General features: G+C 65.9%; 12 protein-coding genes. 8 read left to right on the top strand and 4 right to left on the bottom strand.

Going from position 1 to position 13,056, the window contains the following annotated elements; translation table 11 throughout:
- Positions 1 to 45: 45 nt before the first annotated feature.
- On the top strand, positions 46 to 687 hold the full coding sequence (locus GR702_RS10885) for a phosphoribosylanthranilate isomerase (protein WP_160985924.1): 642 nt from the start codon (positions 46 to 48) through the stop codon (positions 685 to 687).
- Positions 688 to 778: 91 nt separating this feature from the next.
- On the opposite strand, the gene GR702_RS10880 is transcribed toward GR702_RS10885, so the two are convergent.
- The gene (locus tag GR702_RS10880) at positions 779 to 1,246 is read right to left on the bottom strand and encodes an outer membrane protein (protein WP_160985923.1); all 468 of its coding nucleotides are present in this window, start codon (positions 1,244 to 1,246) and stop codon (positions 779 to 781) included.
- A 269-nt stretch (positions 1,247 to 1,515) separates the two neighbouring features.
- Here GR702_RS10880 and trpB point away from each other — a divergent pair, with 269 nt between their 5' ends.
- Genes trpB through GR702_RS10860 form a run of 4 tightly spaced genes read left to right on the top strand, consistent with a single transcriptional unit; the run spans position 1,516 to position 5,111 of the window.
- Entirely contained in the window at positions 1,516 to 2,769 is a 1,254-nt protein-coding gene (gene trpB / locus GR702_RS10875) for a tryptophan synthase subunit beta (protein WP_160985922.1), read from the top strand.
- Positions 2,766 to 3,017 (top strand): hypothetical protein, encoded by a 252-nt coding sequence (locus GR702_RS10870; protein WP_160985921.1) that lies wholly within the window; start codon positions 2,766 to 2,768, stop codon positions 3,015 to 3,017. The genes trpB and GR702_RS10870 overlap by 4 nt, the downstream gene beginning before the upstream one ends.
- The gene (trpA, locus tag GR702_RS10865; RefSeq protein WP_160985920.1) at positions 3,017 to 3,793 is read left to right on the top strand and encodes a tryptophan synthase subunit alpha; all 777 of its coding nucleotides are present in this window, start codon (positions 3,017 to 3,019) and stop codon (positions 3,791 to 3,793) included. Before GR702_RS10870 ends, trpA begins: the two co-directional genes overlap by 1 nt.
- A gap of 1 nt (position 3,794) precedes the next feature.
- Positions 3,795 to 5,111, top strand: coding sequence for a bifunctional folylpolyglutamate synthase/dihydrofolate synthase (locus tag GR702_RS10860; protein ID WP_160985919.1), 1,317 nt, complete (start codon positions 3,795 to 3,797; stop codon positions 5,109 to 5,111).
- A gap of 10 nt (positions 5,112 to 5,121) precedes the next feature.
- Here the strand turns inward: GR702_RS10860 and GR702_RS10855 are convergent, their stop codons facing one another.
- On the bottom strand, positions 5,122 to 6,459 hold the full coding sequence (locus GR702_RS10855; RefSeq protein ID WP_160985918.1) for an AmpG family muropeptide MFS transporter: 1,338 nt from the start codon (positions 6,457 to 6,459) through the stop codon (positions 5,122 to 5,124).
- Positions 6,460 to 6,566: 107 nt separating this feature from the next.
- Between GR702_RS10855 and GR702_RS10850 the strand changes: the two genes are divergently transcribed.
- Complete coding sequence (locus tag GR702_RS10850; RefSeq protein ID WP_160985917.1) at positions 6,567 to 7,907, top strand: pseudouridine synthase; 1,341 nt, start codon at positions 6,567 to 6,569, stop codon at positions 7,905 to 7,907.
- Positions 7,904 to 8,461 (top strand): 16S rRNA (guanine(966)-N(2))-methyltransferase RsmD, encoded by a 558-nt coding sequence (gene rsmD / locus GR702_RS10845; protein WP_237449671.1) that lies wholly within the window; start codon positions 7,904 to 7,906, stop codon positions 8,459 to 8,461. Before GR702_RS10850 ends, rsmD begins: the two co-directional genes overlap by 4 nt.
- Positions 8,462 to 8,520: 59 nt before the next feature.
- Here rsmD and GR702_RS10840 read toward each other — a convergent pair whose 3' ends face one another.
- Complete coding sequence (locus GR702_RS10840; protein WP_160985916.1) at positions 8,521 to 9,123, bottom strand: hypothetical protein; 603 nt, start codon at positions 9,121 to 9,123, stop codon at positions 8,521 to 8,523.
- 116 nt (positions 9,124 to 9,239) lie between these two features.
- On the opposite strand from GR702_RS10840, the gene GR702_RS10835 reads away from it, so the two are divergent.
- Entirely contained in the window at positions 9,240 to 11,528 is a 2,289-nt protein-coding gene (locus tag GR702_RS10835) for a UvrD-helicase domain-containing protein (RefSeq protein ID WP_160985915.1), read from the top strand.
- Positions 11,529 to 11,596: 68 nt separating this feature from the next.
- Here the strand turns inward: GR702_RS10835 and GR702_RS10830 are convergent, their stop codons facing one another.
- Positions 11,597 to 13,021, bottom strand: coding sequence for a DEAD/DEAH box helicase (locus tag GR702_RS10830; RefSeq protein WP_160985914.1), 1,425 nt, complete (start codon positions 13,019 to 13,021; stop codon positions 11,597 to 11,599).
- Between the last annotated feature and the right edge of the window lie 35 nt (positions 13,022 to 13,056).

The raw sequence follows: 13,056 nt of genomic DNA, 5'->3' as shown, positions 1-13,056 counted from the left end.
GACGCTAGATAGCACCTGCAACCACCCTGCGAGGCGACAAGACACATGCCGACGGCGGCGATAAAGATCTGCGGCATCAGCACTCCCGAGGCGCTCGAAGCAGCCATCCGTGCCCGTGCCGACCACATCGGACTTGTGTTCTTCCCCAAGAGCCCGCGCGCCGTCACGTCCGCCGATGCGGCCCTGCTTTCCGCCCGCGCGGAAGGCCGGATCAATCGTGTCGGTCTCTTCGTCGATCCCGACGATGCCTTGCTGGCCGAAGCGGTTGCCGCAGCCCGTCTCGACGCCATCCAACTGCACGGAGCCGAAACACCCGAGCGCGCGGCGCAGCTTCGCTCCCGTTTCGGCATCCCCGTATGGAAAGCGCTGAGCGTCGCCTCCGCTGCAGACGTCGAACGAGCCTCCGCCTATGCGCAGGCGGTCGATCTCGTCCTGTTCGATGCCCGGACCCCGAAGGGCGCCCTGCCCGGCGGCATGGGCCTCGCCTTCGACTGGAACCTCGTCGCGAACTGGAAAGGCCCGGTTGCATGGGGTCTGGCGGGCGGGCTCGAGCCCGGAAACGTCGCCGAGGCGATCCGGCGCACAAAGACGCCTCTGGTGGACACGTCATCCGGCGTCGAAATCGCGCCCGGGGTCAAGGATGCGGATCGCATCGCCGCGTTCTGCGCGGCGGTCGCCGGCGCCTGAACGAGAAAGGGCGGCCCAGCGGACCGCCCTTCCCAAACCTTCGCCGCCCACTCGGGGCGTGCGGCGGCCAAAGGTTGCTGTCAGAGCGTGATCAGAACTTCACGCCCACGCCCACGAGGCCACGGTCGGCGTCGGGGGTGTTGTCGCCGATCAGCAGGTGCTGGTACTCGGCCTTCAGGTAGTAGCGCGAACCCACGTCCTGCTGGATGCCGCCGCCCACGCCGACAGCGCTGTTGCCGTAGCGGCTGTTCTTCGACTGCCAGTCGGCCAGGGCATATGCCTTGGTGCCCGGCTGAACGTTCACGCCGATGCGGCCGCCAACGCCCCAGGAAACGCGAGTGTTGTCGGTGAGGATCTTGTCGGCCGAACCCTGAACGCCGACGAAGAGCTTCTCGCCGAGATCGTAGTCATAGCCTGCTGCCACGCCCACGGTTGCTTCGCTGTCGCTGCCGTTCCAGATGACGCCGGTGCGCGCTTCGACGCGGGCTTCATTGGCCGTGGCGGGGGCGGCTGCGGCCAGCGAGGCGACGGCGGCGAGCGAAACAAGTGCAATACGCATATTCTTAACTCCAGTACTCAAATCCCGGCCCTCACCGGGAGCGCTGCGGCTGGAACCCGCTGCCTTGCGCGAAGATGAACGAGAATTTAGCTTTTTCCCCGAAACGTCACGAAACCGTAGCTTTTGCCCACTATGATACTTTTCCCTCTGAGCAGTTGCGTTGTTTGCATTTGCAAACGAGGGGGTTGCTCCCCAGTGCCCGCGCCCCCGGCAGCGCCGTTGCAATGGCATCTGGACAAGGGCTCGGCCCTCTGCCAATCGCCGGTGTCATGACAGCACAACCGCCCGCGAACCTGGCCAAGAACTCCTGGCGCACGCTCCCCGACGAGACCGGTCACTTCGGCCAGTTCGGCGGACGCTATGTGGCTGAAACGTTGATGCCGCTCATTCTCGACCTCGAGAAGCAGTACCGCGCCGCACGACACGACCCGGAGTTCAAGGCGCAGCTCGACGACCTGCTGAAGACCTTCGTCGGCAGGCCGAGCCCGCTATATCCGGCCCCGCGCCTGACAGAGCATTTCCGCGGCCTCGCCCCCGCGGGCAAGGGTCCCAAGATCTACTTCAAGCGCGAAGACCTGAACCACACCGGCGCGCACAAGATCAACAACTGCGTCGGCCAGATCCTCCTGGCCATTCGCATGGGCAAGACCCGCATTATCGCAGAGACCGGCGCGGGCCAGCATGGCGTCGCCACGGCTACCGTCGCGGCCAGGTTCGGTCTGCCCTGCACCATCTTCATGGGCGCCAAGGACGTTGAGCGGCAGAAGCCCAACGTGTTCCGCATGAAGCTGCTCGGTGCCGAGGTCCGCCCGGTCACCAGCGGCGCGGAAACGCTGAAGGACGCCATGAACGAGGCGCTGCGCGACTGGGTCGCCAATGTCCACGACACCTTCTACATCATCGGGACCGCGGCGGGTCCGCATCCGTATCCTGAACTCGTCCGCGACTTTCAGAGCGTGATCGGCGACGAGACGCGAGTCCAGATGCTCGAGGCCGAGGGACGCCTTCCCGACATGCTGGTCGCTGCCGTCGGCGGCGGATCGAATGCGATCGGTATGTTCCACCCCTTCCTCGACGATCCCGAAGTGGCAATGGTGGGCATCGAAGCCGCCGGCCACGGCATCGAAAGCGGTCAGCACGCCGCATCGCTGACAGGCGGCAGGCCCGGCATCCTCCACGGCAACAAGACGTACCTGCTGCAGGACGAGGACGGGCAGATCACCGAGGCGCACTCGATCTCGGCCGGGCTCGACTATCCGGGACTTGGCCCGGAGCACTCGTGGCTGCACGAAAGCGGCCGTGTGCGTTACGTGCCCATCACCGACGATGAGGCACTCGAGGCGTTCCAGCTGTGCTGCGCGCTGGAAGGCATCATCCCGGCTCTCGAAAGCGCTCACGCACTGGCAGCGCTTCCGCAGCTGACCGCCGAGATGGACGCTGACAAGGTCCTGGTCGTCAACCTTTCTGGGCGCGGCGACAAGGACATCTTCACCGTCGCCGAGGCGCTGGGGTTCGACCTTTGAAGAAAGGCGGGTGGCAGCGGTCGCTGATCGATGCCACCGTGCTCTGGATGGCGGTCTTCCCGGCGATCAAGGTGCTGGCGGACCTCGTCCGGGCGCGCTCGCTCGATCTGTCCGGGGCCGGATACTTCTGGGCTTTCGCGTTTCGGGGAAGCTGGACCGACATCGCCTTCAACCTCGGCTACCTTGCCGTCTTCGTCGGCCTCACGGCCGCTCTCCTCCGCTTCTCCGGAAAGACGCTGTTCTCCTGATGACCCGCTTCGAAAACGCTTTCGCCAATGGCCCCGCGCTCGTCTGCTTCATCACCGGGGGCGACGGTGATACCGCAGCCAACCTCGACGCGCTGGTTGCCGGCGGTGCCGACGTGATCGAGCTGGGCATGCCGTTCACCGATCCCATGGCCGATGGTCCAGCCATCCAGGAAGCGAACCTGCGTTCGCTCGCGAAGGGCACGCGCACTTCCGACATCTTCCGGATCGCTGCGGACTTTCGCCAGCGTCATCCACAGGTTCCGCTGGTGCTGATGGGCTATGCCAACCCGATGACGGTGCGTGGGCCGGAGTGGTTCGCGCAGGAGTGCGCAAAGGCAGGGGTGGACGGCGTGATCTGCGTCGACATCCCGAGCGAGGAAGATGCCTCGTTGGGTCCGGCTCTTCGCGACAGCGGCGTCTCGCTGATCCGGTTGGCCACGCCCACAACCGACGCCGTGCGCCTGCCCAAGGTGCTGGAAGGGTCCTCAGGCTTCCTTTACTACGTCTCGGTCGCGGGCATCACCGGCATGCAGCAGGCTGCACAGGGTTCGATCGAGGATGCGGTGGCACAGCTCAAGGCCGCTTCCGACATCCCGGTCGCGGTTGGCTTCGGCGTGCGCACGCCCGAACAGGCCGCGGCAATCGCACGGGTGGCGGACGGAGTGGTGGTAGGCTCGGCTTTCGTCGATATCGTCAAGCAGCATGGCGACGCCGCGCCGGGCCCCTTGCAGGAGTATACTGCAACGCTCGCGCAGGCAGTCCACGCCGCGCGCTGAGATGCGCGACTTCGCAGTGTCGGACGCGCCCGCCGTGCAGGCGCAGCTCGACAGGCTGGCCGCCCTCTCGCTGCCTTCGGGTCGGATCGGTCTCGATGCGATCCGCGAGCTGCTCTCGCGCCTCGGCGATCCGCACCTGCGCATTCCGCCTGCATTCCATGTCGCGGGCACGAACGGCAAGGGCTCGACCTGCGCATACCTGCGCGCCATTCTGGAGGCGCAGGGCTACAAGGTCCACGCCATCACCAGTCCGCATCTGGTGCGTTACAACGAGCGGATTCGCCTTGCCGGGAATCTGATCGGCGACGATGAACTCGCCAGCCTGCTCGCCGAAGTGCTGGACGCGGCGGGCGAGCTTGCGATCAGCTTTTTCGAGGCGACGATCGCCGCCAGCTTCCTTGCCTTTGCGCGCCATCCGGCCGATGCCTGCGTGATCGAGGTCGGCCTTGGTGGGCGCTTCGATGCCACCAACGTGCTGCCGGCCCCGCTCGTGTGCGGCATCGCATCGCTCGGGATCGACCACGAACGCTTCCTCCTTGCGCCGGAAGACGGCACCCCGGTGGAGCCTCTGTCCCGGATCGCTTTCGAGAAGGCGGGAATTCGCCGCCCGAACGTGCCGTTGGTGACCCAGGATTATCCATCCGATGTGATCGCGGTGCTGCAATCCCTTGCCGCTTCGGACCATGTACCGCTCTTCTGGCGGGGGCAATGCTGGAACGCACGCGCGACAAGCGATGCGCTCTGGTTCGAGGACGGCGACGGCTCCCTCACGTTGCCGGTGCCGCAGATTCCCGGCGCGCATCAGGCGGACAACGCCGCCCTTGCCGTCGCCATGCTGCGGCGGCAGGACGTGCTGCGCCTTGATCCCGAAGCGATCGCCGCCGGTATTCGCGGCGCGCGTTGGCCTGCGCGCATGCAGCGCCTTGGCGAGGGTCCTCTTACCCAGCTCGTGCCGGGTACGCCGGTCTGGCTCGATGGCGGGCACAACCGCGATGCAGGCAGCGCCCTTGCCCGCTTCCTTGGCGAGCGCGAGATCGCCCCTCACCTGATCCTCGGCATGATCGCCGGCAAGGATCCGGCAGCGCTTCTGGAGCCTCTTCAACGCCATGTGGAAAGCGTGACGCTGGTTCCGGTGCCGGGCCACGAATGCCATCCTCCCGAAGCGTTTGCAGGCTGGGTGACCGACACATCGAGCGCACCGGACATCGCCACGGCGCTGCGACAGCTTGAGGCGCGCAATCCTCGTGCAGTGCTGATCGCCGGCTCCCTATACCTTGCCGGCGCCGTGCTGCGGGAAAACGGCGAACTGCCCGACTGACGCCGGTCGATCAGCTCGACCGTTCGTCCGGCTCATCCGCGTCGACTTCGCCGGCGGAGCCCATCGCCTGATCGACGAGACCTGTGCGGCTCATCCACCAGAACAGCACGATGCCGGGCACTGCGGCAAGGGTCGTCAGCAGGTAGAAGTTAACGTAGCCCAGGGCTTCGATCAGCGCACCTGCGGTGGTGCCTGTCAGAAACCGGCCGATCACGCTCGCGCCGGCGGAGATCAGAGCATATTGCGAGGCGGTGTAGCGAAGATCGCAAAGCGCCGAGAAGTAGGCGATCACCACGACCCCGCCGTACCCGCTGGCGATGTTCTCGAACCCGATGGCGCCTGCCATACCCCAGTTGCTGTGACCCGATGCGGCGAGCAGCGCGAAGCTGAGGTTGGACACACCCATCAGCACCAGCGAGATCATGACCGATCGCTTCAGGCCCAGCCGCGCAAACGCAACGCCGCCGATGAACACGCCTATGAGGTAGGCCCAGAAGCCAAGGCCGACGTCATAGATGGCGATCTCGTCGTTGCTGAAGCCAAGGTCGTCGAACAGCAACCGGAACGTGAGGTTCGCCAAGGTGTCGCCGATCTTGTGGACCAGGATGAAGAGCAGGACCAGCAGCGCGCCGTTGCGGCGAAAGAACTCACCGAATGGCCCCACGATGGAGGACCATACTTCCGCGACGCCCTTTTTCTCTACCACGACCTTGCGGCGCTCGGGCTCTCCCAGCACGACCGCAGTCAGCATGGCGGGCAACGCGAACATGGCGCAGGCCATGTAGCCCACGCTCCATCCGTATCGCGCCGCCAGCACCAGCGCCAGCGCGCCCGCCCCTGCCGAGCCGATGCGCCAGCCGTATTGGCTCATGCCCGAGCCTGTGCCGAGCTGGTACGGTTTCAGCGTTTCGATGCGATAGGCGTCAATCACGATGTCGAAGCTTGCCCCGGCGATCCCCACCAGCACCGCGGCGACCACCGTCGCCTGCAGGTGGGTGCCCGGATCGACGAGGGCGAGGTTGATGACGGCCGCGATCACCGCCGCGCCGCAGACCAGCATCCACGAAACCCGCTGCCCAAACCGGTGCAGCAGCGGCAACCGTACTCCGTCTATGATCCAGGCCCAGAACACCTTGAGGTTGTAGACCAGGAAGGCCAGCGTGAAGGCGGTCACCACCTTCTTGTCGATCCCGTCCTGCGCGAGGCGGGTGGTCAGCGTCGCGCCGATCATCGCGTAGGGGAAGCCCGAGGACAGCCCCAGCATGAACGCTGCAAGCGATTCTCTTTCAAAATAGGGCCTGACAGATCCCCATACGCTGCGCCGCTCAACACTGTCCTGGGCGCTCACGCCTGTCTCCTCGCTGCAGGCCCGCATCGGCCAGTCCCGCAACTTAGCGGCCACGGGCTCGAAGGGAAGGCTGGATGAAAACGCGATCAACAGGTATGGGCGCTCGGATGTCCAAACCTCCCAGCAAGTCCGGCGGCTCCGGCCGTGGCCGCCCGCCCCGCGATCGTTCCTGGCTCGGCGACGCGCCGCGTGGTCGAGGCTCGCGTGATGGCGAACGTTCCGGCGGCGGCAGAGGCCGCGACACGGCCGACGCGCCCCGCGGCACAGAACGCTCCCGGTCGGGCCCCGCCGGCACACGCGGCACAGCCCCGCGCGACGACGCACGCCGGACCGACAACCCGCGCGGTGCGCCGCGTTCAGCCGCGCCCCGTCCGCCCCGCCGCGAAGACGCGCAGAGGGGCGAGAGGGGCGATGCCACCTCTCGTGAAAGCCGGCCACGCGGCTCCTCGCGCGAAGACGCCCCTCGCAGCTATTCGCGAGGCGATACGCCGCGCCGCGATGCGCGTGACGGCGCGCCTAGAGCCACTTATTCACGAGGGCCGGCGAGGAACGATCGCGACACCCGCGAGGAGCGCCGTGGCGCCGGACCGCGCCGAAGCGATACGGCGCTTCCGCGGCGTCCCATCGCGCGGCCCGGCCCTGCGCCCCGCGCTGCGGCGCCGACGCCGAAGGATCCCACTCTCCCTGCGCGCGAAGGAGAGCGCATCGCCAAGCTGCTTGCCCGCGCCGGTATCGCGAGCCGCCGCGAGGTGGAGCGTCTGATCATCGAGGGACGGGTCCGGCTCAACGACGCCGTGGTAGAGACGCCCTCTACCGTGCTCACCAGCCTGCAAGGCATCACCGTGGACGGCAACCCGGTGGCGGAAGCGCAAGGCACGCGCCTCTTCGTCTTCCACAAGCCCTCGGGCCTCATCACGGCCGAGCGCGATCCGGCCGGGCGTCCCACGATCTACACGGCGCTGCGCAATTCCCTGCCGCAGGGTTCCGGCCGCGTCATGCCGATCGGAAGGCTCGACCTCAACACCGAAGGCCTGTTGCTTCTGACCAACGACGGCGAGTTCAAGCGCCAGTTGGAGCTGCCCGCGACCGGCGTTCCGCGCACCTACCGGGCCCGTACCTTCGGCGACATCACGCAGGCGCGTCTTGAGGAGCTGATGGAGGGCATCGAGGTGGATGGCGTGATCTACGGCCGGATCGACGCCAACATGGAACGGCGCACCGGCCGTAACCAGTGGATTGAGATGACGCTGACCGAGGGCAAGAACCGCGAAGTGCGCCGTGTTCTCGAAGCGCTGGAGCTGCAGGTAAGCCGCCTGATCCGCGTCGCCTACGGCCCCTTCGTACTGGGCGACTTGCCCAAGGGGGCGGCCTACGAAGTGCTGCCGCGCGACCTTGAAGGGTTCCGCCGCACTTTGCCGGCGACGGCCGCGAAGGAGAGCAAGGCTTGACCGGCACTCTGCGCATCGTCGCCGGAGAGTGGCGCGGTCGCAAGCTCGCGGCCCCGCCGGGCGATGCGACGCGGCCCACGGCAGACCGCACGCGTGAGACGCTTTTCTCGATGCTGGTGAGCCGCCTGGGGGACTTCGAGGGGCTGAAGGTCGCGGATCTGTTCGCAGGATCGGGAGCGCTGGGCCTCGAGGCCTTGTCACGAGGAGCCGAAAGCTGCCTCTTCGTCGACCAGGATGCCGCAGCGATCCGGGCCATCCGGACCAATATCGCCAACTTGCGCGCGCAGACCCGTTCGGACGTGCGGGCCTGCTCGGTCATGTCGCTCGGCCCGGCCAAGGAACCGCTGGACCTGGTGCTGCTCGATCCGCCTTACGAAACCGGCGCAGGAGCCGTGGCCGTCGACAAGCTGGCGCGCCTGGGATGGATCGCCGAATCGACTTGGGTCTGCCTCGAAACAGCCAAGGGCGAGAACATCTCGATCAAGGGCTTCGAGGCCGAGACCCAGCGCGATGTTGGCAAGGCGCGGCTGCACCTGCTGCGGCGTACGGCCTGAGCAGAGAGAGGGCGCTCGTCCAGCGCCCTCTCCCTTTCAGACGCGGGAGTCGCCTCGGGTCAGATGCCGCCGCGGTTGACGCAGCCATCAGTTACCGTCTTGCTGCACTTGGGATACGTCTTGTCCATTGCCGTGGCGGGCGGCGGGGTGAGTGCGCCCTTGTAGGGGCCGCCCTGATAGTTCTCGTCCGCCGGCATCGCAGGACGCGCAGCTTGCGATGCGGTCTGCGGGTCCGGAACCCCGGCCGTCGGCACGCCCTGCCCCGGAGGATTCGCCTGCCCTGCGGGCGTGGCAGGCGTTTGCCCGTTCATCTGCTGAACGACCGAATTCCAGGCCATCTGGCGCTGCTCGGGCGTCATCTTGTAGATCTGCCCCCGCTGGTCGGCAGTGAGCGCCCAGTAGCCTTCCTGCTGCTCGGCATTGAGCGTCCAGTAATAGACCTTGTAGTCGTTCGGCCAGGCCGCATAGTCAGCCTTCTGCTGCGCCGTCCAGGCGTCGTGGATCGCCTTCTGTTCGGACGTCAGGACAGGCGCCGAACTCGAAGGCGCAGGTGAGCCGGTGTTCGTCGTCTGGGCAGGAAGTTCGCGGGTGTTCTGGGCGTAGGCACCGGGCGTCGCCATCAGCGCGACGGCGGCAGAGCCGGCAAGGAGAAGCTTGTGCATTTCTCACTCTCCATTCGTTCTGTTTGATGGCTTAGCGACGATCGGCCCTCGGAATAGTTCCGTGGCTGCGACGAAGCGGGCTTGCGCAGCGCTGCCTCGTTCCCTAGTTGTTCACGGTGAACAATCTGCAATCCTCTCCTTCTTCCGAAGCGCTGATCCAGGGTCTCAATGCTCCCCAGCGCGAAGCTGTGCTGACCACCGACGGGCCGGTCCTGATGCTGGCGGGGGCGGGAACAGGGAAGACGGCGGCGCTCACCGCGCGGCTCGCGTTCCTGGTCCAGAACAGGCTTGCATGGCCCAGCGAAATCCTCTGCGTGACCTTCACCAACCGCGCCGCCCGCGAGATGCGCGAGCGCGTCGGGCAACTGATCGGCCCGGCGGTGGAAGGCATGCCATGGCTCGGCACTTTCCACTCGATCGCCGCGAAGATGCTGCGTCGCCACGCCGAACTGGTAGGGCTGCAATCGAATTACACGATCATCGACACGGACGACCAGCTGCGGCTCCTGAAACAGCTAATCGTGGCCGAGGGGGTGGACGAAAAGCGCTGGCCTGCCCGGCAGCTCGCCGGCTGCATCGATCGCTGGAAGAACCGCGGTCTCAATCCGCAGGATCTCGACGCGGGTGAGAGCGAGGCTTATGCCAATGGCAAGGGCCAGAAGTTCTACCAGCTTTATCAAGACCGGCTGAAGGCGGTGAACGCCTGCGATTTCGGCGACCTCTTGCTTCACATGCTCAACATCCTGCGTACCAACCGAGAGGTGCTGGAGCAGTACCAGAGCCGGTTCAAGTACGTCATGGTGGACGAGTACCAGGACACCAACCAGGTCCAGTACCTGTGGCTGCGCCTCCTCGCGCAGGGCCGCCAGAACATCTGCGTCGTGGGCGACGATGACCAGTCGATCTATTCCTGGCGCGGCGCCGAAGTCGCCAATATTCTGCGTTTCGAAAAGGATTTTCCCGGGGCGAAAGTGATCCGGCTCGAGCAGAACTACCGCTCCACCCCGCAGATCCTCGCAGCAGCCTCCGGCCTCATCGACGAAAACACGCAGCGCCTCGGCAAGACGCTGTGGACCGAGCGCCATGCGGGCGACAAGGTCCGCATCATCGGTGTATGGGACGGGCCGGAGGAAGCCCGTAGGGTCGGCGACGAGATCGAGCGGCTCGAGCGAGAGGGCGCTCCGCTCGACCAGATCGCCATCCTTGTCCGCGCGCAGTACCAGACCCGTGAGTTCGAGGACCGTTTCATCTCCATCGGCATGAAGTACCGCATCGTCGGCGGCTTCCGCTTCTACGAGCGCGCCGAGATCCGCGATGCGCTGGCCTATCTGCGAGTCATCTCGCAGCCTGCCGACGACCTCGCGTTCGAGCGGATTTACAACACCCCGAAGCGTGGCCTTGGCGCCAAGGCGCTGGAAGGCATCCACAGGCTCGCCCGGCAGCAGGGCATTCCGCTTTCACGCGCGGCGATCGAGATCGCCGACACGGACGAATTGCCTGCCCGCGCGCGCAACACCTTCCTGTCCCTGATGCGCGACTTCGCCCGGTGGCGGGACCTTTCCGGCACGGAAACGCCGGCAAATCTGCTGCGCGTGGTCATGGACGAATGCGGCTACACCGATGCGCTCCAGGCTGAGAAGACGGCGGAAGCGGCCGGGCGTTTGGAAAACCTCGCGGAACTCGCGCGCGCCATGGAGGAGTACGAGACACTCGGCGATTTCCTTGAGCATGTCAGCCTCGTCATGGACAACGAGAATGCCGCGGATGAGGACAAGGTCACGATCATGACCATGCACGCGGCGAAAGGCCTGGAATTCGACAACGTCTTCCTGCCGGGCTGGGAAGAAGGTGTCTTTCCCTCGCAACGCGCGCTCGACGAAGGCGGGCTTGCCAGCCTGGAAGAGGAACGCCGGCTCGCCTATGTCGCGATCACGCGGGCGCGCAGGAAATGCACGATCCTGCACGCCGCCAACCGGCGCATCTATGGCCAGTGGACGAGTTCGATCCCGTCGCGATTCATCGCGGAGCTGCCGGAAGATCATGTCGAAAGCGAGACCACGCTGACCGGAGGCGCTTCGTTGTGGCGGGCGCAGTGGTCGGAGCATGCCGATCCATTCGCCGACGTCGCCCGTAATCAGCCTTCGCGCATCACCACTCGCGGGCCCGGCTGGCAGAGAGCCGCAGCGCAGGAATACGATCCCAAGCCCAAGCGTGTGGCGGAAAGTTCACGCAGCGCCGCAAGCTTCGCGGCCAAGCCGCGTACCGACATCTCTCTGGGGGCACGCGTCTTTCACGAGAAGTTCGGCTATGGCACCGTCGCTGCGCAGGAAGGCAACAAGCTCGAGATCGATTTCGAGCATTCCGGCCGCAAGCGAGTGATCGACAGCTTCGTCAAGCCCGCCTGATCTGCGGCTCGCTCGTCCTGCAGCCATTGCCCACGCGCCCGCCTTCACAGCGGGCGCCACGGCATGGACTAAGCGAGGGCGGAGACCGCGAGGAACTGGGGAACCGGACCGTTCCAGCCTGCATCGTCGCCTGTTGCGACAGGATCGGCAGTACGCCTGGGCACCCTGGGCGCTTTGCGCGCCGGCGCTGCGGCTTCCACGCGCTCTTCCTCGACCGGCGCAGCGGGGTTGCGTCCACTCCGGGTAGGCTTGGGCGTAGGCTTAGGCTCGCCGTCAGATTTCGCGCCCTGCGGCGACTTCTCTTCTTGCGCGGCTTTCGCTCCACGACGCGGCTTTTCCGGACGGGCCGGCTTTTCGGCGGGCGCTGTCGTTTCGCCCAGAGCAAGGTCGTAGACCGGGATCGGACCGCCCGTCAGCTTCTCGACGTTGGCGATCGCCTCCGCATCTTCCGGGGCGACGAAAGTGAAGGCGCGGCCCGTGGCGCCGCCACGGCCGGTGCGCCCGATCCGATGGACATAGTCATCCGGGTGCCAGGGCGTGTCGAAGTTGAAGACGTGGCTCACGCCTTTCACGTCAAGACCACGCGCGGCGACATCCGAAGCGCACAGGATGCTGATCTCGCCGGCCTTGAAGCGCTCCAACTCGGCATTGCGTGCGGACTGGTCCATATCGCCGTGGATTTCACCCGCCGAGAAGCCATGGCTCTTCAGGCTCTTGGCAAGCTCGCGCACGGTCGTTTTGCGGTTTGCAAAGACGATCGCGGTGGTGACGTTGTCGGTTCGCAGAAGCTCGCGCAGCGCCTCGCGCTTCTTGCGCGATGGCACCGCCACCTTGTGCTGGGCGATGTTGGTGTTCGTCGATGCCGGGCGGGCTACCTCGACGTACTTGGGGTTGGTCAGGAAACGGTCGGCCAGCTTCTTGATGACCGGAGGCATCGTGGCCGAGAACAGCAAGGTCTGGCGATTGGCCGGCAGCTTGGAGCAGATCGTCTCGATGTCGGGGATGAAGCCCATGTCGAGCATGCGATCCGCCTCGTCGATGACCAGCAGCTCGCAGCCGGTGAGCATGATCTTGCCGCGCTCGAACAGATCCATCAGGCGTCCGGGAGTGGCGATCAGAACGTCGACGCCGCCCGAAAGGGCCTTGAGCTGGTCGCCCATCTGCACGCCGCCGATCAGCAGCGCCATCTTGAGATCGTGGTTCTTGCCGTACTTCTCGAAGTTCTCGGCGACTTGCGCTGCGAGTTCGCGCGTGGGCTCAAGGATGAGCGAACGCGGCATCAGCGCGCGCCGGCGGCCATGACCAAGGATGTCGATCATCGGCAGGACGAAGGCGGCCGTCTTGCCGGTTCCGGTCTGCGCGATGCCGATGAGGTCCTTCATCATCAGCACGGGCGGGATCGTCTGCGCCTGGATCGGAGTCGGCTCGGTATAACCCGCAGCCTCGACCGCTTGGAGCAATTCATCAGACAGGCCGAGATCGGCGAAGCTCATAGGCGTTGGATTTATCCGGAAAAAAGATCGTCAAT

The organism is Novosphingobium silvae (genome assembly GCF_009856825.1).
GTDB lineage: Bacteria > Pseudomonadota > Alphaproteobacteria > Sphingomonadales > Sphingomonadaceae > Novosphingobium > Novosphingobium silvae.
Note: the sequence above shows the minus strand (reverse complement) of the source record. Positions and strands in the feature narration are given on the sequence as shown.